This is a genomic window from Mesorhizobium sp. WSM4307 (genome assembly GCF_007003945.1).
In the GTDB taxonomy this organism is placed as follows: Bacteria; Pseudomonadota; Alphaproteobacteria; order Rhizobiales; family Rhizobiaceae; genus Mesorhizobium.
Genome location: NZ_VFTB01000001.1, coordinates 666,840 through 691,045, shown reverse-complemented (window position 1 = coordinate 691,045; position 24,206 = coordinate 666,840). Strand labels below are relative to the sequence as shown.

Annotated in this window: 25 protein-coding genes and 1 pseudogene; 10 read left to right on the top strand and 16 right to left on the bottom strand. The window is 62.9% G+C overall.

Annotated features, from left to right (window positions below):
- Positions 1–8: 8 nt before the first annotated feature.
- Positions 9–737, bottom strand: coding sequence for a hypothetical protein (locus tag FJV83_RS03215; RefSeq protein WP_095771014.1), 729 nt, complete (start codon positions 735–737; stop codon positions 9–11).
- A gap of 129 nt (positions 738–866) precedes the next feature.
- Between FJV83_RS03215 and thrC the strand changes: the two genes are divergently transcribed.
- Genes thrC through FJV83_RS03195 form a run of 4 tightly spaced genes read left to right on the top strand, consistent with a single transcriptional unit; the run spans position 867 to position 7,074 of the window.
- Positions 867–2,264, top strand: a complete 1,398-nt coding sequence (thrC, locus tag FJV83_RS03210; protein ID WP_142885011.1) for a threonine synthase — start codon at positions 867–869, stop codon at positions 2,262–2,264.
- A gap of 14 nt (positions 2,265–2,278) precedes the next feature.
- The gene (locus FJV83_RS03205) at positions 2,279–3,571 is read left to right on the top strand and encodes a pitrilysin family protein (RefSeq protein ID WP_095771016.1); all 1,293 of its coding nucleotides are present in this window, start codon (positions 2,279–2,281) and stop codon (positions 3,569–3,571) included.
- Between the two features lie 14 nt (positions 3,572–3,585).
- Positions 3,586–4,182: a GNAT family protein gene (locus FJV83_RS03200; protein ID WP_095771017.1), complete on the top strand. Its 597-nt coding sequence runs from the start codon at positions 3,586–3,588 to the stop codon at positions 4,180–4,182.
- Positions 4,183–4,185: 3 nt separating this feature from the next.
- Positions 4,186–7,074, top strand: coding sequence for an EAL domain-containing protein (locus FJV83_RS03195; RefSeq protein ID WP_142885010.1), 2,889 nt, complete (start codon positions 4,186–4,188; stop codon positions 7,072–7,074).
- A 40-nt stretch (positions 7,075–7,114) separates the two neighbouring features.
- On the opposite strand, the gene FJV83_RS03190 is transcribed toward FJV83_RS03195, so the two are convergent.
- Positions 7,115–8,035 carry a LysR family transcriptional regulator gene (locus FJV83_RS03190; protein ID WP_210248203.1) on the bottom strand — a complete coding sequence of 307 codons (921 nt, stop codon included), beginning with the start codon at positions 8,033–8,035 and terminating at the stop codon, positions 7,115–7,117.
- A gap of 98 nt (positions 8,036–8,133) precedes the next feature.
- Between FJV83_RS03190 and FJV83_RS03185 the strand changes: the two genes are divergently transcribed.
- Positions 8,134–8,925 (top strand): MBL fold metallo-hydrolase, encoded by a 792-nt coding sequence (locus FJV83_RS03185; protein WP_142885008.1) that lies wholly within the window; start codon positions 8,134–8,136, stop codon positions 8,923–8,925.
- 148 nt (positions 8,926–9,073) lie between these two features.
- Here FJV83_RS03185 and FJV83_RS03180 read toward each other — a convergent pair whose 3' ends face one another.
- Complete coding sequence (locus FJV83_RS03180; RefSeq protein ID WP_027046619.1) at positions 9,074–9,682, bottom strand: YqgE/AlgH family protein; 609 nt, start codon at positions 9,680–9,682, stop codon at positions 9,074–9,076.
- A 170-nt stretch (positions 9,683–9,852) separates the two neighbouring features.
- Here FJV83_RS03180 and FJV83_RS03175 point away from each other — a divergent pair, with 170 nt between their 5' ends.
- The 3 genes from FJV83_RS03175 to FJV83_RS03165 all read left to right on the top strand — a co-directional run bounded on the left by FJV83_RS03175 (position 9,853) and on the right by FJV83_RS03165 (position 11,796).
- A complete protein-coding gene (locus FJV83_RS03175) occupies positions 9,853–10,659 on the top strand; it encodes a protein-disulfide reductase DsbD domain-containing protein (protein WP_095771021.1) in 807 nt (268 codons plus the stop codon).
- Between the two features lie 83 nt (positions 10,660–10,742).
- Positions 10,743–11,225, top strand: a complete 483-nt coding sequence (locus FJV83_RS03170) for a peroxiredoxin (protein WP_038645430.1) — start codon at positions 10,743–10,745, stop codon at positions 11,223–11,225.
- Between the two features lie 94 nt (positions 11,226–11,319).
- Positions 11,320–11,796 (top strand): DUF2938 domain-containing protein, encoded by a 477-nt coding sequence (locus FJV83_RS03165; RefSeq protein ID WP_142885007.1) that lies wholly within the window; start codon positions 11,320–11,322, stop codon positions 11,794–11,796.
- A gap of 4 nt (positions 11,797–11,800) precedes the next feature.
- Here FJV83_RS03165 and FJV83_RS03160 read toward each other — a convergent pair whose 3' ends face one another.
- The 13 genes and pseudogenes from FJV83_RS03160 to coxB all read right to left on the bottom strand — a co-directional run bounded on the left by FJV83_RS03160 (position 11,801) and on the right by coxB (position 21,681).
- Positions 11,801–12,385 (bottom strand): histidine phosphatase family protein, encoded by a 585-nt coding sequence (locus tag FJV83_RS03160; protein ID WP_246691783.1) that lies wholly within the window; start codon positions 12,383–12,385, stop codon positions 11,801–11,803.
- Between the two features lie 40 nt (positions 12,386–12,425).
- Positions 12,426–12,959 (bottom strand): ribonuclease HI, encoded by a 534-nt coding sequence (gene rnhA / locus FJV83_RS03155; protein WP_095786884.1) that lies wholly within the window; start codon positions 12,957–12,959, stop codon positions 12,426–12,428.
- Between the two features lie 10 nt (positions 12,960–12,969).
- Positions 12,970–13,932, bottom strand: coding sequence for a homoserine kinase (locus tag FJV83_RS03150; RefSeq protein ID WP_095771024.1), 963 nt, complete (start codon positions 13,930–13,932; stop codon positions 12,970–12,972).
- A 5-nt stretch (positions 13,933–13,937) separates the two neighbouring features.
- The gene (gene ispH / locus FJV83_RS03145; RefSeq protein ID WP_095771025.1) at positions 13,938–14,948 is read right to left on the bottom strand and encodes a 4-hydroxy-3-methylbut-2-enyl diphosphate reductase; all 1,011 of its coding nucleotides are present in this window, start codon (positions 14,946–14,948) and stop codon (positions 13,938–13,940) included.
- A 104-nt stretch (positions 14,949–15,052) separates the two neighbouring features.
- Complete coding sequence (locus tag FJV83_RS03140; RefSeq protein ID WP_185973313.1) at positions 15,053–15,808, bottom strand: SURF1 family protein; 756 nt, start codon at positions 15,806–15,808, stop codon at positions 15,053–15,055.
- Complete coding sequence (locus FJV83_RS03135) at positions 15,805–16,191, bottom strand: DUF983 domain-containing protein (RefSeq protein WP_095771026.1); 387 nt, start codon at positions 16,189–16,191, stop codon at positions 15,805–15,807. Before FJV83_RS03135 ends, FJV83_RS03140 begins: the two co-directional genes overlap by 4 nt.
- Positions 16,192–16,193: 2 nt before the next feature.
- Positions 16,194–16,331, bottom strand: a pseudogene (locus FJV83_RS03130) (L,D-transpeptidase family protein); the annotation flags it as partial.
- 78 nt (positions 16,332–16,409) lie between these two features.
- Positions 16,410–17,291 carry a cytochrome c oxidase subunit 3 gene (locus FJV83_RS03125; protein WP_095771027.1) on the bottom strand — a complete coding sequence of 294 codons (882 nt, stop codon included), beginning with the start codon at positions 17,289–17,291 and terminating at the stop codon, positions 16,410–16,412.
- A gap of 1 nt (position 17,292) precedes the next feature.
- Entirely contained in the window at positions 17,293–17,925 is a 633-nt protein-coding gene (locus tag FJV83_RS03120; RefSeq protein ID WP_142885005.1) for a cytochrome c oxidase assembly protein, read from the bottom strand.
- Entirely contained in the window at positions 17,925–18,083 is a 159-nt protein-coding gene (locus FJV83_RS03115; protein WP_142885004.1) for a hypothetical protein, read from the bottom strand. The genes FJV83_RS03120 and FJV83_RS03115 overlap by 1 nt, the downstream gene beginning before the upstream one ends.
- 2 nt (positions 18,084–18,085) lie before the next feature.
- On the bottom strand, positions 18,086–19,030 hold the full coding sequence (locus FJV83_RS03110) for a heme o synthase (RefSeq protein WP_142885003.1): 945 nt from the start codon (positions 19,028–19,030) through the stop codon (positions 18,086–18,088).
- 75 nt (positions 19,031–19,105) lie between these two features.
- On the bottom strand, positions 19,106–20,758 hold the full coding sequence (ctaD, locus tag FJV83_RS03105) for a cytochrome c oxidase subunit I (RefSeq protein ID WP_095786608.1): 1,653 nt from the start codon (positions 20,756–20,758) through the stop codon (positions 19,106–19,108).
- Between the two features lie 38 nt (positions 20,759–20,796).
- Complete coding sequence (coxB, locus tag FJV83_RS03100) at positions 20,797–21,681, bottom strand: cytochrome c oxidase subunit II (RefSeq protein WP_142885002.1); 885 nt, start codon at positions 21,679–21,681, stop codon at positions 20,797–20,799.
- Positions 21,682–22,057: 376 nt separating this feature from the next.
- On the opposite strand from coxB, the gene FJV83_RS03095 reads away from it, so the two are divergent.
- Positions 22,058–22,618, top strand: a complete 561-nt coding sequence (locus tag FJV83_RS03095; protein WP_095786609.1) for an invasion associated locus B family protein — start codon at positions 22,058–22,060, stop codon at positions 22,616–22,618.
- A gap of 159 nt (positions 22,619–22,777) precedes the next feature.
- Positions 22,778–24,190: a metalloprotease TldD gene (gene tldD / locus FJV83_RS03090; protein ID WP_142885001.1), complete on the top strand. Its 1,413-nt coding sequence runs from the start codon at positions 22,778–22,780 to the stop codon at positions 24,188–24,190.
- Positions 24,191–24,206 lie beyond the last annotated feature (16 nt).

The window sequence follows — 24,206 nt, the reverse complement described above, 5'->3', positions numbered from 1 at the left end:
ATGACCGCTCAGTTCGTCGCAGCGGCCTTCTTCCTGCGAGTCTTCTTCGGCTTGTCCGTCGTCGCCTTCGGCGCGGTTTCGTCATAGCCGGCATAGACCTGATAATCCTGCGCCGTCGGTGCTGGCACGACGACATTGGAATCGGTGAAGACGAACTGGGTGGCGACCGACGGATCGGTTACCTGGACCTGGTACTGGTGAATCTGCGAGTAAAGCACGTCGGTGCCGTGCATCACCGCGGTGCGGATCGGCATGGTGATGGTGCCGGGCGTAAACTTCGCTCCCGGCACGATCTTGCCGGCAACCGCGATCTTCATCGTCAGCTGTCCGTCGGCGCGGCTGCAATCGCGGGTCACGTCGGAAATCGACGCCTGGTAGATGATCCTCGCGGAATCATCGGGCGGCGTGGCGGCGGCGGCGTCAGCCGCAGCCTGGGCTGCGGCATCTGCAGCGGCATCGCCGGTCTTTTTGAGCTTCGGCTTGGCCTTCTTGACCTCGTTGGCATAGGTGTTGAAAAAGGCCGTGCCGTCGCGCACCGTCACCCGCGGGCAATAGGCGTTCAGCTGGCTGGCCAGAATCTTGGGATCCTGCGGAGGCGGAGGCGCCGTCGGGTCCTTCTTGCCGAAACCGAGGTTGAGGATGCCATTGTCGCCCGATTGGCAGCCGGCGGCGGCGAGCATAAAGCCGGTGAGCGCAAGACCCGCCAAAAAGCGGCCACGTGATGTACGAAACGCCATGAAACTGCACTTCCCTCTCGTAAAGCTGGTGACGTATATCAACGGCGCGGCAAAAATGCGACTGGAGCCGGCACAGAAATTAACCACCTTGTGGTGAACGCAAAAGCCAAGCGGCAACGGGACTGAGACATGCAATATGTGAGTACGCGCGGGGAAGCACCCGCGCTTGGATTTTCCGATGCCGTGCTGGCAGGGCTGGCGCGCGATGGCGGGCTTTACGTGCCGCGCGAGTGGCCGCAGTTTTCAGCTTCCGAGATCCGCGCCATGCGTGGCCTTGCCTATCCCGATCTCGCGATCCGCGTGCTGTCGCCGTTCCTTGACGGCGAAATTCCGGCGCCGGTTTTCGAGCGCCTGGTGCGCGAAGCCTATGCCACGTTCCGCCACGAGGCGGTCTGCCCGCTTGTCCAGACCGGCCCCAACACGTTTGTCCTCGAACTCTTCCATGGGCCGACGCTGGCATTCAAGGATGTGGCGATGCAGCTGCTCGCCCGGCTGATGGACCATGTGCTTGCCGAACGCGACCAGCATGCCACCATCGTCGGCGCCACGTCAGGCGACACCGGCGGCGCGGCGATCGACGCCTTTGCCGGGCGCAGCCGCACCGACATCTTCATCCTGTTCCCGCATGGCCGCGTTTCACCGGTGCAGCAGCGCCAGATGACGACGTCGAAGGCCAAAAACGTCCACGCGCTGGCGATCGAAGGCAATTTCGACGACTGCCAGGGCCTGCTCAAGGACATGTTCAACGACCACGCTTTCCGCGACCGGGTGGCGCTGTCGGGGGTCAATTCGATCAACTGGGCGCGCATCATGGCCCAGATCGTCTACTATTTCTCCTCGGCCCTGTCGCTCGGCGCGCCGGACAGGCCGGTGTCGTTCACCGTGCCGACGGGCAATTTCGGCGATATCTTCGCCGGCTATGCCGCCAAGAAGATGGGCCTGCCGATCGAACGGCTGGTCATCGCCACCAACGACAACGACATATTGGCGCGCACCTTCGCCACCGGCGAGTACCGCACCAAGGGTGTCTTTGCGACCACCTCACCGTCGATGGACATCCAGGTTTCGTCGAATTTCGAACGCCTGCTGTTCGAAGCCTCCAACCGCGACGCGGCGACCGTGCGACGCTACATGGACGGCCTGAAACAGTCCGGGGCCTTCACCATAGAAGCCAGCGAAATCAATGGGATGCGGTCCGAATTCGACGCCGGCCGCGCCACCATGGACGAAGTCGCCGCCACCATCCGTTCGACGCTCGCGGCCAGCAATTATCTTCTGGATCCGCATACCGCGGCGGCCATGCATGTCGCGGCCGGCAAGGCATCGGGCGCCGTGCCGATGGTGGTGCTGGGCACCGCCCATCCGGCAAAATTTCCGGCCGCCGTCGAGGCCGCCAGCGGTGTCTCGCCGGCCCTGCCCGCATGGCTAGGTGGATTGATGACATTTGAGGAAAAATACACGGTACTTCCATCCGACCTGAAAATGGTGGAAGATTACGTCAGCCGCCGTGCGCGAGCGGCGCGTTAGGGAGTACGAGCCATATGGGTGTTGAGGTAAGCCGTCTGTCGAACGGCCTGACAGTCGCCACCGAAACCCTTCCAAGTATCGAATCGGTTGCCTTGGGTGCCTGGGTCAAGTCCGGTGCCCGCAATGAGCGTGATGAAGAGCATGGCATGGCCCATCTGCTCGAGCACATGGCGTTCAAGGGCACGAAGCGGCGGACGGCCTTCGAAATCGCCTCGGAAATCGAGGATGTCGGCGGTGAGATCAACGCCGCCACCAGTGTCGAGACCACCTCCTACTACGCCAGGGTGCTGTCCGACGACGTGCCGCTGGCCGTCGACATCCTCGCCGACATCCTGCAGGAGTCCGAATTCGACCCGCAGGAGCTCGAGCGCGAGCAGCACGTCATCCTGCAGGAGATCGGCGCCGCGCACGATACGCCAGACGATATCGTCTTCGACCGTTTCACCGAGACGGCCTTTCGCCACCAGACCATCGGCCGCTCGATCCTAGGCACGCCGGAAACCGTCAAATCCTTTACTTCCAAGCAGTTGCACGATTTCATCGAACGCCAATATGGCGCCGAGCGGATGGTGATCGTGGCCGCCGGCGACATCAAGCACGACAATTTCGTGCGCGAGGTGGAGAAGCAGCTTGGCGGCTTCCGCAGCAAGGCCGACAGCACCATCCCGCAATATGCACAATATGTCGGCGGCGATTTTCGCGAGGACCGCGACTTGATGGATGCACAGATCGTGCTGGGCTTCGAAGGCCGCGCCTACCATGTGCGCGACTTCTACGCCTCGCAGGTGCTGTCGATGATCCTCGGCGGCGGCATGTCGTCGCGCCTGTTCCAGGAAGTCCGCGAGAAACGCGGCCTGTGTTATTCGGTCTATGCCTTCCACTGGGGCTTTTCCGACACCGGCGTCTTCGGCGTCCATGCCGCGACCGGCCAGAGCGACATCGCCGAACTCGTGCCTGTCATCATCGACGAGTTGCAGAAGGCGGGCGAGAACATCCTGCAGGAAGAACTCGACCGCGCCCGCGCCCAGTATCGCGCCGGGCTGATCATGTCCGCCGAAAGCCCGGCCAGCCGCGCCTCGCAGATCGCAAGGCAACTGCTTTTGTTCGGCAGGCCGATCGCCAAGGAGGAATTGATGGAGCGCCTGTCGGCGCTGACGGTGGAGCGGCTAACCGACCTGTCGTCGCGGATGTTCTCGACCAAGCCGACGCTTACCGCTGTCGGGCCCGTGGGTACGCTGGCACCATATGAGGCGATCCTCGATTCGCTTCCGGGCACGCAGACCACGGCCCGCAGACTCGCCGTCTAAGTCCCCAAAGCGCCGTGTTCGCGCTCGCTTTCTTTCGCCGTGATCTGCCGGCGCTGAAGGGCAATCTCGTCACGCTGCGCGTGCCATACACCAACGACTATCGGGAATGGTCGACATTGCGCGGCGAAAGCCGGGCCTTCCTGGAGCCGTGGGAGCCGCGCTGGACCCCCGACGAGCTCGACCGCACGGCATGGCGCCTGCGCATCAGCCGCTATCGCGAAGACTATGCGCAGGGAACCGCGATCGCCTTCTTCATCTTCGAGAAGTCGAGCGGCAAGCTGGCCGGCGGCATCACGCTCGGCAACATACGCCACGGTGTCTCGCAAAGCGGCCATGTCGGCTACTGGATCGGCGAGCGCTTCGGCGGCCGTGGCCTGATGACCGACGCGGTCAAGGTCGTGGCCCGCTTCGCCTTCGATACGCTGAGGTTGCACCGGATCGAGGCGGCCTGTATTCCCGACAACATCCGGTCGATCCGCGTGCTTGAAAAAGCCGGATTCCGGCGCGAAGGACTGTTAAGATCCTATCTCAGGATCAACGGCATCTGGCAGGACCATTACCTCTACGCCCGGATCGCGGACGATCCGCTGGACGCAGGAACGAAGGACTGATTTTTGACGAATTTCCTGCGAAACGGGCCGCTGTTCGCCTTTGTCCTCGCGGCATTCCTGACGCTGTGCGCGGCTTCGTCGGCCCTTGCCGTCGAACCGATCAAGATTGCCCGCGACGACGTCGCGCTCGACCTGTCGCGCGCCTTCGAGATCTACCGCAACCAGGGTGAGAACTTCCAGGTATCGACCGCGCCCGGGCCTGACGGCATCGTGCGGCGCATCGAGGTCGAGGCCAATGACGCGCGCTCGACCGGCGACTGGGCGGTGTTCGCGCTGGCCAACACCACGGACCAGCAGCTCGACAGGCTGATCGTGGCGCCGCATTTCCGGCTGGTCAATTCCGGCATCTTCTGGCCCGATCTCGGCGCCACCCGCATTGCGGCGATCACGCCCAGCGAGGGCTTCGCGCTCGACCGCCAGACCAGCCCCGACGCCGATGTGTTCCGGGTGACGCTGAACCCGGGAACGGTGATCACCTTCATCGCCGAACTCGCCTCGCCCAAGCTGCCGCAGGTCTATCTGTGGGAGCCCGAGGCCTACAAGGACTCGGTCAACTCCTACACGCTGTTTCGCGGCATCGTCATCGGCATTGCAGGCCTTCTGGCACTGTTCCTTACCATCCTGTTCGTGGTCAAGGGAACCTCGATGTTCCCGGCGACCGCGGCCCTCGCCTGGGCGGTGCTTGCCTATATCTGCGTCGATTTCGGCTTCCTCAACAAGGTCATCGAGATCTCGCCCGGCAACGAGCAGATGTGGCGGGCGGGAACGGAGGTGGCGCTTGCAGCGACCTTCGTGGTCTTCCTGTTCGCCTATCTCAACCTCAACCGCTGGCACGGCCATTTCAGCTACGGCGCGCTGGTCTGGATCCTCGGGCTGGTGCTGATTGCAGGCGTGGCCATCGTCGATCCGGCGGTCGCCGCCGGCATCGCCCGCATCTCCTTTGCCGCCACCGCGTTGACCGGGCTCGGCCTGATCATCTTCCTCGGCATTCGTGGTTATGACCGCGCCATCATGCTGGTGCCCAGTTGGGTGATGGTGCTGTTGTGGCTATGCGGGTCGTGGATGGCGATCACCGGCATGCTCGACAACGACATCGCCCAGCCGGCGCTCGGCGGCGGGCTGATCCTGATCATCCTGCTGATCGGCTTCACCGTCATGCAGCACGCCTTTGCCGGCGGTGCACTGCATCAGGGGCTGTTCTCCGACCTCGAACGCCAGGCGCTGGCCGTTGCCGGGTCGGGCGACACGGTGTGGGACTGGGACGTGCTGCGCGACCGCGTCGTCACCAAACCCGACGTGAGCATCCAGCTCGGCCTGGCGCCCAACAGCCTTGGTGGTGCGGCGCGCAACTGGCTGCCGGTGCTGCATGCCGACGACCGCGACACGTTCCGCACGACGCTCGACGTGGTGCTGGAGCACCGCCGCGGCCGGGTGGCGCAAAATTTCCGCCTGCGCGGCGCCGACGGGCATTATCACTGGTTCGCCTTGCGGGCACGGCCGGTCATCGGATCGGACGGCGAGGTCATCCGCTGCGTCGGCACCATGGTCGACGTCACCGAGCAGAAGAAGTCAGAGGAGCGGCTGCTGCACGACGCCGTGCACGACAATCTGACCGGCCTGCCGAACCGCGAATTGTTCATGAACCGGCTGGAAGCGATCATCTCGATCGCCCGCACCGAAGAGAAGGTGCGTCCGACCGTCTTCGTGATCGACATCGACCGCTTCAAGCAGGTTAATGACGGGCTCGGCATCTCGGCGGGCGACACCATCCTGCTCACCATAGCGCGCCGCCTGCACCGGCTGTTGAAGCCGAAGGATTCGCTGTCGCGCTTTGCCGGCGACCAGTTCGCGCTGATGCTTTTGTCCGAACAGGACCCTGCCCGCATTGCCGGCGTGGCGGACGCCATCAAGCATGCGATCAACAACCCGATCACCTTCGCCAAGCGCGAGATCGTGCTGACCGCCTCGATCGGCCTGATCACATGGACCTCGGCGCAGACTTCGGCCGAGGACATGGTCAAGGACGCCGAGCTTGCCATGCACCAGGCCAAGCGTTTTGGTGGCGACAGGATCGAGCCGTTCCGCCCGGCCTTCCGTACCGTCGGCACCGACCGGCTGCAGTTCGAATCCGACCTGCGGCGCGCCATCGAGCGGCGCGAATTCACGCTGGCTTACCAGCCGATCGTGCGGCTGGAGGACGGCAGCGTCGCCGGCTTCGAGGCCTTGCTGCGCTGGGACCATCCGCGCCGCGGCATGATCCCGCCGGCGGATTTCATTCCGGTCGCCGAAAGCTGCGGGCTGATCGTGCAGCTCGGCCTGTTCGCCATGCAGCAGGCGGCGGAAGACCTCGCCGGATGGCAGAAGCAGATCGGCGACGCACCACTGTCGGTCTCGGTCAATTTGTCCAGCCGCCAGCTGATCCGCCGCGACCTTGTCAGCGATGTCCGCTCGGTCATCGCACGGGCCAATCTGAAGCCGCGTTGCTTCCGGCTCGAGCTCACCGAGTCGCTGGTGATGGACAATCCCGAGCAGACCGCCCATGTGCTGACCAAGCTGAAACAGCTCGGCATCGGCCTGTCGCTGGACGATTTCGGCACGGGCTATTCATCGCTCGCCTATCTGACACGGTTCCCGTTCGACACGATCAAGATCGACAAGAGCTTTGTCGACGACAGCACGCCGAAGCGCGCCGTGCTGCTCAAATCCATGGTCAACATGGCGCATGAGCTCGGCCTGTCGGTGGTCGCGGAGGGCATCTCGGACGAACGCGATGCGCTGGAACTGCGCCAGATGGGCTGCGAATATGTGCAGAGCTTCATGTTCGGCGCGCCGATGCCGGGCGACCAGGTGCTGAAGACGTTGAAGGAACAGTATCCGCTGACTCAAGCTTAGAGGTCCATCGCTTCGTGACGACCGGCCGCTTTCAGGCAAGTTATGGAGAGGTTCGACCGTCGCACACCGACTGTTTCTGCGAGAGCCGCAACGCGTCGACCAATGCGGACAACGCCGCCGGCTGGAGCTGACGACTGGGATAATACAGGAAAAAGCCGGGAATTGGTGGCGTCCATTCCTCCAGGACACGGATAAGCCGCCCCTCTGCGATATGCTCCGCGACCTGCTCTTCATAGGCGAGACCGAGACCAACGCCAGCGAGCGCTGCCTGAATCACCAAGTGAGTGTCGTCGATTATCAGCGGGCCGCTGACGCTGATCGTGACTGACTTTCGTGCACGCTCGAACTCCCACCGATGTGGACCGCCCGGAAGACGCAGGGCTATGCATCGATGATCATTGAGATCCTTAGGCTTTTGCGGAATGCTTCGCGACGAGAAATAGTCAGGCGACCCCACCACAGCCAGCCGCAACTCCGGCGTGACGCGCACCGCGATCATGTCCTTCTGAATGTATTCGCCAAGCTGGATTCCGGCATCGAACTCGTCGGCAACGAGGTCCACAGGGCCTGTTTCGGTGACCACATCGAGAACGATGTCGGGGTATGCCTCAGCGAATGCCGCGAACCGCGGCAGCAACACCATTACCGCAGCCGAGCGTGACATCATAATTCGAAGGCGGCCTGCGGGGCGGCTTCGGAGGCTTCGCGCCCCGTCAAGGGCAGCAGCGATTTGCTCAAGCGCCGGAGACAGATCTTTCAAAAGCGCGGCCCCTGCAGCGGTTGGCGCGACACTCTTCGTTGTTCGAGCGAGAAGCCGTAACTCGAGCCGCTGTTCAAGCCCGCGGATAGTGTGGCTCAGCGCAGATTGAGATACGCCTAATTTTGCCGCGGCTCTTGTGAAGCTTCGTTCCCGGGCGACCATCGCGAACGTAGCGAGTTCGTTCAGTTCATTTCTCATGATTTATGAATATCCCTCATGAGGCCTTGTCACGCAACTGCCCTATCCTCATAAGCCGCTCTGTCCTAGGTTCGATCTGAAACGGTGGATTGAGGTACCTTATGATCGTGACATTCCGCAGCGACAACGTCCTCGCCTGCACGGCTGGCGCCTGGCGCGTCTGGTCGCTCTCGGACGGCTATATTGAGATGCCGCCGGACCTTCTGCGGGATTCGCAGAACAAGCCGGTACCGCAAGTCGCGCAGGCAGGGACGCTACGCCTCTCTGTCAATTGCTTTGCCCTCGCAGGTCCCGGCGTTGACGGCATTCTGATCGACAGCGGCGGAGGAGGCTGGGCCCCAACAACAGGACGTCTCGAGCAGACGTTGACCGAATCCGGCATCGATCCCACCTCGATCACGGTCTTGGCGCTCACCCATGCCCATCAGGATCATGTGTACGGGCTTTTGACCCGCGACAACCGGATGCTCTTCCCGAATTTGAAGGCGATCGCAATTGCCGAGGAAGCTATGAAAAGCTTTCTCGCCGAGACACGTCTTGCGCGGTTCCGATCCTTGCTGAAGCCTGTGCGGGATGGCGACCAGGTGGTTGAGCGGTTGAGAGCAGTTGCGCTGCCAGGCCATGCTCCCGGTCACACCGGCTACGCGTTCGACACGAACGAGGACAGCTTCCTGTTCTTCGGGGACATCGTTCATGTGCCGGTCTTGCAATTTGGCAATCCGGCATTGAGTTGGGGTTATGACGACGATCAATCGACCGCACGTGCAACACGCCAGAAGGTTTTCCACGACGCGGCCGAGGCTGGAACGTGGATTGCCGGAGCGCATCTTGGTTGGCCAGGTATCGGGCTCGTCGTGCGTAAAGGCGAAGCATACGGCTATGAGCCGGCATAGGGGATAGACAAGCTGGACACCCGGTTCGCCTGTCTACGCGCTTCCAGGCTGAACAGTTCCCGCGCGCCGTCGTATGGCACTGCTGCGTTTACGATGCATTGGTCCTGCTACGCCGCTTCTAGCCACAGGACCCGGGCAGCAAAAGCGCTCAGGCGTGTCCGGCGGCCAGGCTGAGATGGGCGAGGTCGATGCCGATCGAGGCGAGGATGCGATCGTATTTGCGCTCGATGTCGGCGTCGAAGAGAAGTTCGGGACTGGCCGGACAGGTCAGCCAGCCATTCTCGGCGATCTCGGTTTCCAGTTGGCCGGCACCCCATCCGGAATAGCCGAGCGCCATCAGCGCGTGACGCGGGCCGCGGCCCGAGGATATGGCGCGCAATATATCGACCGTCGCGGTCAGGCAGATGTCGTCGGAAACGGTCAGCGACGATTCCACGCGGTAGTCGCCAGAATGCAGGACGAACCCCCGGCTGCGATCGACAGGCCCGCCATTGCGCACGACGAAATCGCGCGCCTGCGCCGGCAGGCGGATCGCCTCCTGCTCGTTCATGATGCCGAGCTGCACCAACAGATCCGGAAACAGCATCTGCTGTGTCTGGTTGATGATCAGGCCCATCGCGCCTTCGTCGCTGTGCGCGCAGATGTAGATGACCGAGCGCGTGAAACGGTCGTCCTTCATGCCAGGCATGGCAATCAGGAACTGATCGTCGAGAAAGCCGCGTCCAGCAGCCGTCTTTTTGTGGCGCAACAAATCCATGGCAGGAGGGTACCGTGTTTCCCGGGCGCCGAAAAGATGCGCCGCGCCGGATTCGACCAAAGCCCATGGTGCCAGGCCGCCATGGCTTGCCACCACGAGTCACGCAAATATGATGGCGGCAGGGCCACGAAATCATTGCACCGCCACGAACGGACGATCAAATCACCGCCATGCAAAGCTTGAAAATCCTGCTGCTCGGCACCGCCATCGGGTCGGCGAGCGTTCTCCCCGCCACCGCCTCCTCGTCCGCCTGGTACAACAGCGAAGGCGGCAAGGTGCGGCTGGTGACATCAGGCAAACCCGACGAGGCCGGCCGCATCCAGGGCGTTCTCGACATCGCGCTCAAGCCGGGCTGGAAGACCTATTGGCGTGATCCGGGCGACGCCGGCGTGCCGCCGCAGCTCAATGTTTCGGCCAGCACCAATATTGCCGATGCCACACTCTCGTTTCCGGCACCGCAACGCCACGACGATGGTTATGGCAAATGGGCAGGCTACAACTATCCGGTTTCGCTGCCGGTGGTGTTCAAATTGTCGGCAGCGAAGGATTCGGCCGTCATCGACGCCGACGTCTTCCTCGGCATTTGCGAAACGATCTGCATACCGGTGCAGACGCGGCTGACGGTCGACCCTGGTTCCGACCCCGACAATGCGGACGATGCAGCGCTGGTGAAGGCCAGTTTCGCGGCGTTGCCGGCGCCCGCGAGATCGGATTTCGGCATCAATGTCCTGCCGGGCGATCATGAGACGCTGGTTGTCGAGGCGAGTTTTCCCGGTGACCCCGACGCGGCGGATTTCTTCGTCGCCGGCGAGCAGGATTACATGTTCGGCGCTCCTTCCCGCAGCGAAAAGGACGGCAAGCTGATCTTCACCGTGCCGATCCTCGACCGCCCCTCGGCAACGCCAACGGATGGCGGACTTCACTACACGCTGACGAGCTCGGCCGGTGCCGTCGAAGGGCTGCTGCCTTTCCCTTGATCCAGCTTGCCCGAACGGTTGCAGGACGCCGCCGAGTTCGCTACGCAAGCATGCATCCTTCCCATTCCCCAAGCGAGGAACTCATGACCATTTCCGTCGGCGACAAGCTGCCCGAGGTAACGTTCAAGACGATGACCGACGACGGCGCCAAGACGATCACCTCAGCCGAGATTTTTCCGGGCAAGAAAGTGGTCCTGTTCGGTGTTCCCGGCGCCTTCACGCCGACCTGCAGCAACAACCATCTGCCCGGCTATCTCGAAAACCATGACGCCATCCTGGCCCGCGGCGTCGACACCATCGCCGTCGTGTCAGTCAACGACGTCCATGTCATGGGCGCCTGGGCGCGCTTCACCGGCGGTGAGGGCAAGATCCTGTTCCTCGCCGACGGCAGCGGCGATTTCGCCAAGGCGGTCGGCCTCGACAACGACCTTTCCGCCGCCGGCATGGGCCTGCGCTCGAAGCGGTTTTCGATGATCGTCGACGACGGCAAGGTCACCGCGATCAATGTCGAGACCAAGCCCGGCGTCGACGAGTCGGGCGCGGCTCATATTCTCGGACAGCTCTAGGCTTCAACGGTCGCGTCGGGCGGGCCGCAAGGCTGACCTCGCCCGAGGACCGCTTGCACCCCAGAACTGCCGGCTTTCGGGGGGGATCCCAAGGATGTTTGACGTCTTCTGGCGCGCCGTCGTGATCGGCATCGGCGCCACGGTGCTGATGGATCTCTGGGCCATCCTGCTCCACAAGGCGTTTGGCCAGCCACGGCCGAACTGGGGACGGGTCGGTCGCTGGGTCTGGCATCTCACCGACAAGGTCTTTCACGATGATATCGGCGACGCGGCAGCCTACGCGCACGAAGTGGCGCTGGGCTGGGCGTTTCACTATTTCGTCGGCATCGTCTACGCCATCATCCTGGTAGTGCTGGCTGGAACGGACTGGCTTGCCGCGCCGACCTTCCTGCCGGCCTTTATCCTTGGGATCGTCACCGTCGGCGCCGGCTGGTTCCTGCTGGCGCCCGGCATGGGTGCCGGATGGGCAGCCTCGAGGCGGCCCAATCCGATGCGAATCCGGGCGCTGAACCTGGTGGCGCACACGGTCTTCGCGCTCGGACTTTGGGGAACGGCGCTGCTGATACGCTGAGAGTCTAGGGCTGTTCCAGCCTGTCGATCGGCCGCCATCCATGGATGACGCGGCGGGCGCCGATATCGTAGGCAAAATAGTTGCCGCCGCCGGCCGGTTGGTCCGCCTCGCGGCTGATCTCCCGCCCGCTAAGAGACAGCAGCAGGAGCGTTCCAACGCCTCCATGGCCCACAAACGCAATGTCATCGGCGTCATTGCCGTCGAGCACGACCGCGACCTCGCTCACGATACGGTTCTGAGCATCGATGGCCCGCTCCCACCGGCGAATGCTTTCGCGCGGGTGGGCGAAGAACTGGTCGGCGACCGCTTCGAACTCCGGCGGCGGCAGGAAGCCGGTCGCGGACCGGTCATTCTCATGCGTCCGCTCCCTGACCTCGACCGCAAGGCGGCGATGGCTTGCCAGGATTTCGGCCGTTTCTATTGCCTTGCGTTCCCCCGACGACACGATGCGCCGGACTGCACCGACCCATGGCTGATCGAGCATGGCAACGGCTCTCGCCCGCCCGACGTCGGACAGCCCCCATTCCGGCACGGGAATGGCGGCATCAATCTGAACCTGGGGATGCGTGACATAGTAGAGGATCGGCACGATCGAGGTTCCTGCCTGAAAGTGGACCGGCTGCCGGAACTCAATAGCTCTGGGTCGACCGACGCGCCCTCGCGGCCATCGGCTGCTTCGGCTGGGCATCCGGCTTCGGCGCTGATACCGCCGGCTTGAAGGAGCCCTTCTTGAACGGCGCCATGCCTTCCCGCGCGAGCTCGTCGGCGCGCTCGTTCTCGGTGTGGCCGGCATGGCCCTTCACCCAGTTCCAGGTGACCTTGTGGCGTCGGTTGGCTTCATCCAGCGCCTGCCACAGCTCACCGTTCTTGACCGGCTTCTTGTCGGCGGTCTTCCAGCCGTTCTTCTTCCAGCCATGGATCCATTTGGAAATGCCGTCCATGACATATTTGCTGTCGGTGTGAAGCTCGACCGTGCAGGGTTCCTTCAGCGCATTCAGCGCCGATATGGCCGCCAACAACTCCATGCGGTTGTTAGTCGTTTCGGCCTCGCCACCGGAAAGCTCCTTGGTGGTGCCGTTGAAGCGCAGGATGGCACCCCAGCCACCAGGGCCGGGATTGCCCGAACAGGCGCCGTCGGTGAAGATTTCAACCTGTTTGCTCATGACACCCATATCAGGCCAATCCATATTCCGAAGCAGATTTGATCGCCCGATGGAACCGCATCCGCCTGATATATTCGGTCGGGTCGCGTTTCATGACCAGGCCGCCATCGGGAACGGTCAGCCAGTCGTAGAGCCGGGTCAGCATGAAACGCAGCGCCGAACCGCGAGCCAGCATGGGCAGTGCCGCCTTTTCCTCTTCGCTCAGCGGTCGCACGCTCTGATAGCCGGCGAGCAGTGCCTTGCCCTTGGTGAGATTGAAGGAGAAATCCTTCTCGAAACACCAGGCGTTGAGGCAGGTGGCGACGTCGTAGGCGTAGAGGTCGTCACAGGCGAAATAGAAGTCGATCAGGCCGGACAGTTTTTCGCCCAGGAAGAAGACGTTGTCCGGAAAAAGATCGGCATGGATGATGCCTGCCGGAAGGCCTTTGGGCCAGTTGCGCGCGAAGTCGGCGAAGTCGGCGTCGACCTCGGCCGCCAGGCCTGGCTCGACCTCGTCGGCCCGGTCGCGGGCCGCGTTCCACAGCTTGCGCCAACCGTCGATGGCGAGCGCATTCGGGCGGGTCATCGGAAAATCGGCACCGGCCAGGTGCAAGGCGGCCAGCGCCTTGCCGACCTCGGCGCAGTGCGTCGCCGTCGGCCGCCGAAGTGAGAGGCCTTCGAGAAAGGTGATGATGACCGCCGGCCGGCCGGCCAGCGTGCCGATGACGCTGCCGTCATGCGCGGTCACCGGCAGCGGGCAGGACACGCCCTTGTGGGCGAGATGGCCCATAAGCCCGAGGAAAAACGGCAGATCCGCCTTGTCGACCCGCTTCTCATAGAGCGTCAGTATGTAGGAGCCGCTGGAGGTGTGCAGCAGGAAGTTGGAGTTTTCAGTGCCTTCGGCGATGCCCTTGTAGGACAGCAGATCGCCGACCGGATACTGCTTAAGGAAAGCGCCGAGTTCGCCCTCCGCAACGTCGGTATAGACCGCCATCTGCCTTACGCGGCCCCATTGACGAAGGCCATGTCGGCCGGCGTCAGTTCGACATCGCGCAGTACCCGCATGACCGGAAAATCCTCTGTTTCGGTGGCCGTGATGGCCAGGTCGATGGTGACATCGAAACGCTGGCGGAACGCGTCGACGATCTCGTCGACGATGATCTCCGGCGCCGATGCCCCGGCCGACAGGCCAAGCGTTGAAATGGTGCCGATGTCATTCCACGGAATTTCGGCGGCGCGCTGCACGAGAAGCGACATTGTGGCGCCGGCACGCTCGGCCACTTCGACAAGGCGCCGCGAATTGGAGGAATTGGGAGCGCCGACGATCAGATAGAGATCAGCGCCCGGGGCGGTGTCCTTGACCGCCTCCTGGCGGTTGGTGGTGGCGTAGCAGATCGATTCCGCCGCCGGCGCCTGCAGATCGGGAAAGCGCTCCCGCAACGCACGGATGATGCCGGCGGTGTCCTCGACCGACAGCGTGGTCTGGGTGACGAAGCCAAGCGCCTTCGGATCGGCGGGCACGAGCCTGGCGGCATCGGCCTCGGTCTCGACCAGCGTGACAGCGCCCTCCGGCAATTGCCCCATCGTGCCGATCACCTCGGGGTGCCCGGCGTGACCGATCAACAGCACATGGCGGCCAAGCCGCTGATGGCGCATCGCCTGTTTGTGGACCTTGGAGACCAGCGGGCAGGTAGCGTCCAGATAGAACAGATTGCGCGCCTGCGCGTCCGCCGGCACCGATTTCGGCACACCATGCGCCGAGAAGACGACCGGCGACTGCCGGTGTTCGGCCGGGATCTCGGAGAGTTCTTCGATGAAGACGGCGCCAAGGCTCTGCAGCCCTTCGACAACGTAACGGTTGTGCACGATCTCGTGGCGGACATAGACCGGTGCGCCGTATTTCTTCAGCGCCAGCACGACGATCTGGATGGCACGGTCAACGCCGGCGCAGAAACCGCGCGGCTGGCAGAGCCGGATCGTCAGCGGAGGCTTGTTGGTTGTCTTATGCATCAAATCCTGGCCGGTTCGTCAGCGCCGAAATGAGGTGCCTAGCCCTGCCCTGTCAAGAGCCTCGGTAGAAAGGGGCGTCGGTAGAAAGGGGGCATCGCGCGCGGTCATTCTTCTTTCGCGGGAAGGCGAAGCCGCAGGATGAGCACTGCGGCGAGTGCCACGGCAAGCCCATACCAGGTGACGGCATATTGCAGATGGCTGTTCGGCAGATCGATGATGGTGACGCCGCCGATCGGCAGACCGCCGGGATTCGGCGTCTTGTCGGCATCGATGAAGATCGGCACCAGCGTGAACCCGGCCGGCAGACCGGCGCTCGCCGCCATGGCATCGCGGTCCTTCCAATAGAAGATGTTCTTCGCCACGTCATTGTCGGGAAGCATCATCGACGGCTTTGCCGGCAGCGGATTGCGGGCAAGCCCGGTGATAGTCACCTTGCCTGGGATCTGCCCCTCGGCACGCTTGGCCGGGTCTTTCAGATCATAGGGTATGAAACCACGATTGATCAGCACGAAGCGGCCATCGTCGAGGGCAAGCGGCGTGTAGACATTGAAGCCGGCGTCACCTTCCCAGGTCGCGTAGAAATGCCGTTCGCCCGAATGCAGGAACGTGCCGGAGACCGTGACCGGCGTGTAGTCGACGTCGCCGGTCGAGGTGAATTCCTTCTCGACTTCGGCCAGCGGCAGCGGCGCCGAATGCGTGCGCTGGTCGATGGTCTGCAGGAGACCTTCCTTCCAGTGCAGGCGCTGGACTTGCCATGTGCCGAGCGCCAGCAAGATCAAAAGCAGCACCAGACCAAGGCCGAGCAGCAATGCCGATCGTGGCCGCGAACGGCCGGCACCTTTGATGGTTGCTTCGCTCATTCGCCGCGGTCCAGCCTGCCTTCGGCCGCCTTGTTGGCATATTGGAGAGTGAGCAGCACACCCTTGATCAGTCGCAGCGCCGTCAGGCACAGCACCAGGGCCAGCGGGATCCAGACCAGCAGATGCAGCCACAGCGGCGGGCTCAGCGTCACCTCGACCCAGAGCGCAAGGCCGACGATGATGAAGCCGATGATCAGGATGACGAAGACCGCCGGTCCATCGCCCGCATCGGCGAAGGAATAATCGAGGCCGCAATTGACGCAGCGTTTGCCGACGGTGAGGAAGCCGGAAAACAGGCGCCCTTCGCCGCAGCGCGGGCAGCGGCCGTGCAGGCCGGCCGAAATCGGTTCGATCGGAGGCCAGATCGCCTTGTCTTCACTCATCGCTACTGCTCGATCTCTATCGGTGTCCCATCGGCCACCAATGCCCAGATTTCGTCCATGTCGGAGTCCGTAACGGCAATGCAGCCATCAGTCCAGTCGACCAATTGAAGCAGCCAGCCCCATCAGCCGACACCATTCGGCAATCATTGCGCCGAAAAGAAGAAGGCGGCCACGTCGCCGCGGCCGCCCTCCCTGAAATCCAAATCGCAAAGGCCGGATCAGTGGCCTTCGATCACCGCACCAGCCGATCCCCAGACATAGATCGCCGAGAACAGGAACAGCCAGACCACGTCGACGAAGTGCCAGTACCAGGCTGCCGCCTCGAAGCCGAAATGCTGCTTGGGGGTGAAATCGCCCTTCATCGCGCGGATCAGGCAAACCAGCAGGAAGATGGTGCCGATGATGACATGGAAGCCGTGGAAGCCGGTCGCCATGAAGAAGGTAGCGCCGTAGATGGAATCCTTGAAGCCGAACGGAGCGTGTATGTACTCATAGGCCTGCACCATGGTGAACAGCATGCCGAGGCCGACGGTCAGCACCAGGCCGTTGACAAGGCCCTTGCGATCGCCATGGATCAGCGAATGGTGCGCCCAGGTGACCGTGGTGCCCGACAGGAGCAGGATGATGGTGTTGTAGAGCGGCAGGTGGAAGGGATCGAGAACCTCCATGCCCTTCGGCGGCCAGACACCACCGGTAAATGTGTGGCGCGCATAGTTCTGCACCTCGCCTGCAAAAAGGCTGGCATCGAAATAGGCCCAGAACCAGGCAACGAAGAACATCACCTCCGAGGCGATGAACATGATCATGCCGTAGCGCAGATGCAGCGACACGACGCGCGTGTGATGACCCTCATGCGCTTCCTTGATCGTGTCCGACCACCAGGCGAACATGGTGTAGAGCACGATCACCAGGCCGATGAAGAACAGCCACGGATTGGCGATGTTGTGGCCGAAGATCGGGAAGGAGCCGCCCTTCAAATACTCCATGAGGCAGACACCGCCGAAGGCCATGACGAGCGCCCCGATCGAGCCCAGGAAAGGCCATGGGCTCGGGTTGACGAGATGATAGTCATGCTGTGGTTTTGCGTGCGCGTCTGCCATATCAACCCCCGAGATTTGCTTCGGTATCTGAAATTGTCTTGCTGGTGCCTTGGACCGGCTCCGAAGAGGCAACCGGCTTGTTCTTCTCGACCGGGAACATCGTATAGGACAGCGTGATCGTCTTCACGTCCTTCAGTTCCGGCACATTCACGATATCGGGGTCCACGTAGAACAGGACCGGCATGTCCAGCGTCTCGCCCGGCTTCAGCGACGTATCGGTGAAGCAGAAACACTCGACCTTGTTGAAATACGGGCCCGCCAGTTCCGGCTGCACGTTGAACGTGGCGCGGCCAGTTACCGCGCGATCGAACTTGTTGGTCGCCTGATAATGCGCCTGCACGGTCTCGCCGATCTTCATGGTCATCGAGCGCTGGACCGGCTGGAATTCCCACGGCACGCCGGCAATGTTGGCATCGAAGCGCACGGTGATCTCACGATCGAGCACACGGCCGGCATATTGCTTCTCGACACGTTGCGTCGTGCCGCCATAGCCGGTCGCCTGGCAGAACATCTTGTAGAGCGGCACGGCGGCATAGGCCATGCCGATCATGCCGGAGAAAAAGGCAAGACACACCGCCGCGACGATGCGGTTGCTGTTCTTGCCGGCCGGCTTTTTGGACATCTCGACGCTCATCACATCGTGCCCAGATTGTGGCCGAACTTGATGATCGTGGCGATGTAGAAAATGACGACAAGCACCGCCAGCGCCACGCCTATGGCGACGGATCGGCTGCGCTGGGCCTTCCTCTGACGCTCGCTCAAGGTGACCGTCTCAAGCTTTTCCTCGACCATGATCATGCCCCACCCATGGCAAGCGCGCGTTCAACAACGCTGTCGGCCAGATAGGCAGCGAAGATGGCGAAGAGATAAAGCAGCGAATAGGCAAACAGCGCCTTGGCCGGCTTCATGATGCGGTCGTCATCGGCCATGCCGAGCACTTTCCAGGCGTACCAGACGAAGCCAATGCCAAGCAGTATGGCGGCCACGCCATAGAAAGGCGTCGTATAGCCGAGCAGCCACGGCGCCACGCCGACCGGGGCCAGCACCAGCGCATAGGCGAAGATCTGACGGCGGGTCGAAGCGTGGCCGGCGACGTTGGGCATCATCGGGATGCCGGCACGCTCATAATCCCCGGACTTGAACAGCGCGAGCGCCCAGAAATGCGGCGGCGTCCACAGGAAGATGATCAGGAACAGGACGATGCTTTCCAGACTGACCGATCCGGTCACCGCAGCCCAGCCGATGACCGGCGGAATGGCGCCGGCCGCGCCGCCGATGACGATGTTCTGCGGCGTCCAGCGCTTCAGCCACATCGTGTAGACGACGGCATAGAAGAAGATGGTGAAGGCCAGCAGCGTCGCCGACAGCCAGTTGACCAGCACGCCGAGCGTCATCACCGACAGCACCGACAGCACCAGGCCGAAGCTGAGCGCCTCGTGCGGCTGGATGCGGCCGGACGGCACCGGACGGCTTGCGGTCCTGGTCATCACCGCGTCGATGTCGGCGTCGTACCACATGTTGAGCGCGCCCGAGGCGCCGGCGCCAATGGCGATAGACAGGATGGCGATCACCGCCAGCAGCGGGTTGATGGTCACCGGGGCGGCGACCAGCCCGACAAAGGCGGTGAACACCACCAGCGACATGACGCGCGGCTTCAGCAGGGCGAAGAAATCGTCCGCCGTCGCTTCCGACATGCGGAAGCCCGCTTCGTCAATGCTGGTTTCGTCGACTAGGGCCATGCGTACTCAGTCCATCATTCCGTTGGCCGAAACCGCCGGCGTGCCGGCGGTTTCGTATTCGGGGCGGGAGCCGCCTTACTTGATCTTCGGCAACTGCTCCCACTGGTGGAACGGCGGCGGCGAAGGCAGCTGCCATTCCAGCGTGGTGGCGCCCTCGCCCCATGGGTTGGCACCGGCGATCCGCTTCTTCTGGAAGGCTTCGAACACGCAGTAGAGGAAGATCACCACACCGACGGCCGAGATGTAGGAGCCGATCGACGAGACATAGTTCCAGCCGGCAAACGCGTCCGGATAGTCGATGGTGCGGCGCGGCATGCCGGCCAGGCCAAGGAAATGCTGCGGGAAAAAGATCAGGTTGACGCCGACGAAGGTGACCCAGAAGTGGGTGTTGGCGATGACGGGCGAATACATGTAGCCGGTCATCTTGGGGAACCAGTAGTACCAGCCGGCGAAGATGGCGAACACCGCGCCCAGCGACAGCACGTAGTGGAAGTGGGCGATGACGAAATAGGTGTCGTGCAGCGAGCGGTCGAGGCCGGCATTGGCCAGCTGAACGCCGGTGACGCCACCGATGGTGAACAGGAAGATGAAGCCCAGCGCCCACAGCATCGGCGTCTTGAACGAGATCGACCCGCCCCACATCGTGGCGATCCAGGAGAAGATCTTAACGCCCGTCGGCACCGCGATGACCATGGTGGCGAAGACGAAATAGCGCTGCGTGTCCAGCGACAGGCCGGTCGTATACATGTGGTGCGCCCAGACGATGAAGCCGACGGCGCCGATCGCGACCATGGCGTAGGCCATGCCGAGATAACCGAACACCGGCTTCTTCGAGAAGGTCGAGACGATGTGGCTGATGATGCCGAAGCCCGGCAGGATCAGGATGTACACTTCCGGGTGACCGAAGAACCAGAACAGGTGCTGGAACAGCAGCGGATCGCCGCCGCCATCGGGCGCAAAGAAGGTGGTGCCGAAATTGCGGTCGGTGAGCAGCATGGTGATGCCGCCGGCCAGGACCGGCAGGGACAACAGCAACAGGAAGGCGGTGACCAGTACCGACCAGGCGAACAGCGGCATCTTGTGCAGCGTCATGCCGGGAGCGCGCATGTTGAAGATGGTTGTGATGAAGTTGATGGCGCCGAGGATCGACGAGGCACCGGCGATGTGGATCGACAGGATCGCCAGATCCATGGCCGGTCCGGGCTGACCCGAGGTCGACAACGGCGGATAGAGCGTCCAGCCGCCGCCGACGCCGAAGGCGCCCGGCGCGCTCGGCACGAACATCGAGGTGAGCAGCAGGATGAAGGCCGGCGGCAGCAGCCAGAAGGAGATGTTGTTCATGCGCGGGAACGCCATGTCGGGCGCGCCGATCATGATCGGCACCATCCAGTTGGCGAAGCCGCCGATCAGCGCCGGCATGACCATGAAGAAGATCATGATCAGCGCATGCGCGGTGGCAAAGGCATTGTACATGCTCTTGCCGCCGTCGACCGCGGCGTCGCCGTTCATGCCGTAGACCATCTGGGCCAGACCGCTGAAGATCTGGATGCCAGGCTCCTGCAGCTCCATGCGGATGGCGACCGATAGCGCGCCGCCGATGATGCCGGCCATGATCGCGAAGATCAGGTAGAGCGTGCCGATGTCCTTGTGGTTGGTCGAATAGACCCAGCGCACCCAGCCATGATAAGGCTTGTGGTCGTGGCTGTCGTGAGCTGCAGCGTCTGCCATGTTCCGCTCCGTTCCCTAAATCTTGCTAACCCGCGGCATCAATTGCCGGCGGCCGCTACCTTGTTCTGGCCATCGACCTCGGCCATCAGCGTCTTGTTGGCGCCGGGCAGATCGGTCTTGGCCGCAGCCAGCCAGGTCTTGAACTGCGCGTCGGAGACGACGCGGATGGCGATCGGCATGAAGGCGTGGTCCTTGCCGCAAAGCTGCGAGCACTGGCCGTAATAAAGACCTTCCTTCTCCGCCTTGAACCAGGTCTCGTTGGTGCGCCCCGGAATGGCGTCGATCTTGATGCCGAAGGACGGCATGGCGAAGGAGTGGATCACGTCAGTCGCGGTGACGAGAACGCGCGTCATCGTGTTGACCGGCACCACCAGCTCATTGTCGACGGCGAGCAGGCGCGGATAGACCTTGCGATCCTCCTTGCCGGCCTTGGAGCGATCGCCATCCTGGAGGATGGCCGAATTGAAGGAGAGCGTGTTGTCGGTCTGGTATTCGTAATCCCAGTTCCACTGGTTGCCGGTCGCCTTGACGGTGAGCTTGGCTTCTTCCGGCGGAGTGTACTGCGCGGTCAGGAGCTGGAACGAGGGAATGGCGAGGCAGAGCAAGACCACGACCGGGCCGACGGTCCAGATCACCTCGATCAGCGTGTTGTGGCTGGTCTTGGAGGGAACCGGGTTTGCGCTCGCGCGGAACCTGACGATGCAGTAGGCGAGGAGAAGCAGCACCAGAATGGTGATCGGGACGATGAACCACATCGTATAATTTCCGAACCATTCGATCTGCCGCATCATGTCGGTCGCCGGCGCCTGGAAGGTCGTCTCCCACGCCACGGGCTGATCGGCATGGGCGGACGTACCGGCGAAAAGCGCGGTGGCAGCCCCAGCACTGGCTAGAAACTTGGCGTCTGCTAGGAAATTTCTCATCGCCCTCTTCGTCTCCCAGTCCCTCGCGGCGGCGCCAACGAGAATAACGAACAATGCCGGGACGGGAATCCCGACAGTCTCAAGCTGGTTCAAACCATACTCTTTTTCCCTCCGCAAGAAAGGAGCGGAGGAAACTGTGCGGCATTTTTGCGCGCAAGCCGAGACGGCTCTTCCGGGGCAGCGGCGATGGCGGCGAATCGCGTATGTTCGGCCGGTTGCCCGGCTCATGTTGGCAAGGTGCGCGATGCGTCGTAATTCAGGCGAATTTGGCAGGGAAAAGCGCTGGATTGCCTGTTTCGGGACAGTTCCGCAGCGGTCTCGTCCTTTACTTGGCATTGGCGCAGCTTAAAGTGCCGTGATTCGCAATGGAGCCGTCATGAACTCTTGGCTTTCGAGACTGGGGCATACGAGACCGGGGCTTTCGAGCATCTTGGTCAAGGCCATGTTTCTTGCCGCCCTGTCCGCGGCCAGCCTGTTCGTCGCCGGTCAGGCCAATGCCGCCCAGCCGAGCGGCACGGTGCGCTCGACGCATGGCGCATGGTCGATCATCTGCGACACGCCTGCCGGCGCCACCTCCGAACAATGCGTGATGATGCAGAATGTCGTCGCCGAGGACCGTCCGGAGATGGGGCTGTCGGTGGTCGTGCTGCGCACCGCCGACAACAAGGCCGAGATCCTGCGCGTGCTGGCGCCGCTCGGCGTGCTTTTGCCGAACGGGCTCGGCCTCAATGTCGACGGCAAGGACATCGGCCGCGCCTATTTCGTGCGCTGCTTCCAGGACGGCTGCTATGCCGAGGTCATCCTCGAAAAGCCGCTGCTCGACACGTTGAAGACCGGTACGTCGGCGACGTTCATCGTCTTCCAGACGCCTGAAGAAGGCATCGGCATCCCCGTCGACCTCAAGGGTTTTGCCGACGGCTTCGCCGCCCTCCCCTGATCGCGTGCTTTGCGCGGAACCCGGTTCTGACTCAGCTTTCGTGAATGCCGCATGGGCCGGCCGTTACCATTCGTCGACGCTGATCCTCATTGCCGATTGTGCGGGCGCGGCTTCGCGCCTACATCGGGGGAAAGCAATCTTCCCACGGACGGACGCGCCATGAACAGCCTGATCGGCCAATTCGAAATTTCCGACGATCGTATCAAGCGGATCGTCGCCGACACCATCAACGGCGCCGATGACGGCGAACTGTTTCTCGAATACAGCGAGAGCGAGGCGCTGATGTTCGACAATGGCCGGCTGAAGACCGCCAATTTCAACACCGACCAGGGTTTTGGCCTGCGTGCGGTCGCGGGTGAAGCCAGCGGCTACGCACATTCGAGCGACCTCTCCGAAGCCTCGCTGCTGCGCGCGGCCGCTGCCGTCTCGACGGTCAAGGGTGGTTACTCCGGTACGCTTGCCGCCGCACCCGCCCGCACCAACCGCCATCTCTACGGCGACGAGAACCCGATCCCCTCGCCCTCCTTCGAGGCCAAGGCAAAGCTGCTGCAGGAAATCGACGCCTGGCTGCGCGCCGAGGACCCACGCGTGCGCCAGGTGACGGCCTCGCTCGCCGCATCCTGGCAGCATGTCGAGATCGTGCGCGCCGACGGCCAGGTGGTGCGCGATATCAGGCCGCTGGTCCGTATCAACGTCTCGGTCGTGGTCGGCGACGGCGACCGCCAGGAAAGCGGCTCCTACGGCATGGGCGGACGCAAGGCATTCGGCGACTTCCTGATCGAGGACAGCTGGAAGCATGCCGCCAAGGAAGCGCTGAGGCAGGCGCTGGTCAATCTCGAGGCCATCCCCGCCCCGGCCGGCACCTTCAACATCGTGCTGTCCAGCGGCTGGCCGGGCGTCATGCTGCACGAGGCCGTCGGGCACGGGCTGGAAGGCGATTTCAACCGCAAGAAGACGTCGGCCTTCGCCGGGCTGCTGGGCCAGCAGGTCGCTGCCAAGGGCGTCACCGTCGTCGACGACGGCACCATCCCGGAGCGGCGCGGCTCGCTCACCGTCGATGATGAGGGCACGCCTTCGGCCCGCAATGTGCTGATCGAGGACGGCAAACTGGTCGGCTACATGCAGGACCGGCAAAACGCCCGGCTGATGGGCATGAAGGCCACCGGCAACGGCCGGCGCGAAGGTTATGCGCACCAGCCGATGCCGCGCATGACCAACACCTACATGACGTCAGGCGACATGGAGCCGGACGAGATCATCGCCTCGGTCAAGAACGGCATCTACGCCGTCTCCTTCGGCGGCGGCCAGGTCGACATCACGTCGGGCAAATTCGTGTTCGGCTGCACCGAGGCCTACATGATCGAGAACGGCAAGGTGACGCAGCCGATCAAGGGCGCGATGCTGATCGGCAATGGGCCTGACGCCATGCACCGCGTCTCGATGGTCGGCAACGACATGAAGCTCGACAATGGCATCGGCATGTGTGGCAAGGCCGGACAGGGCGTGCCGGTCGGCGTCGGCCAGCCGCATCTGAGGATGAACCAGATGACGGTGGGCGGCACCAGGGTTTGATGGGGACCTTATAGCC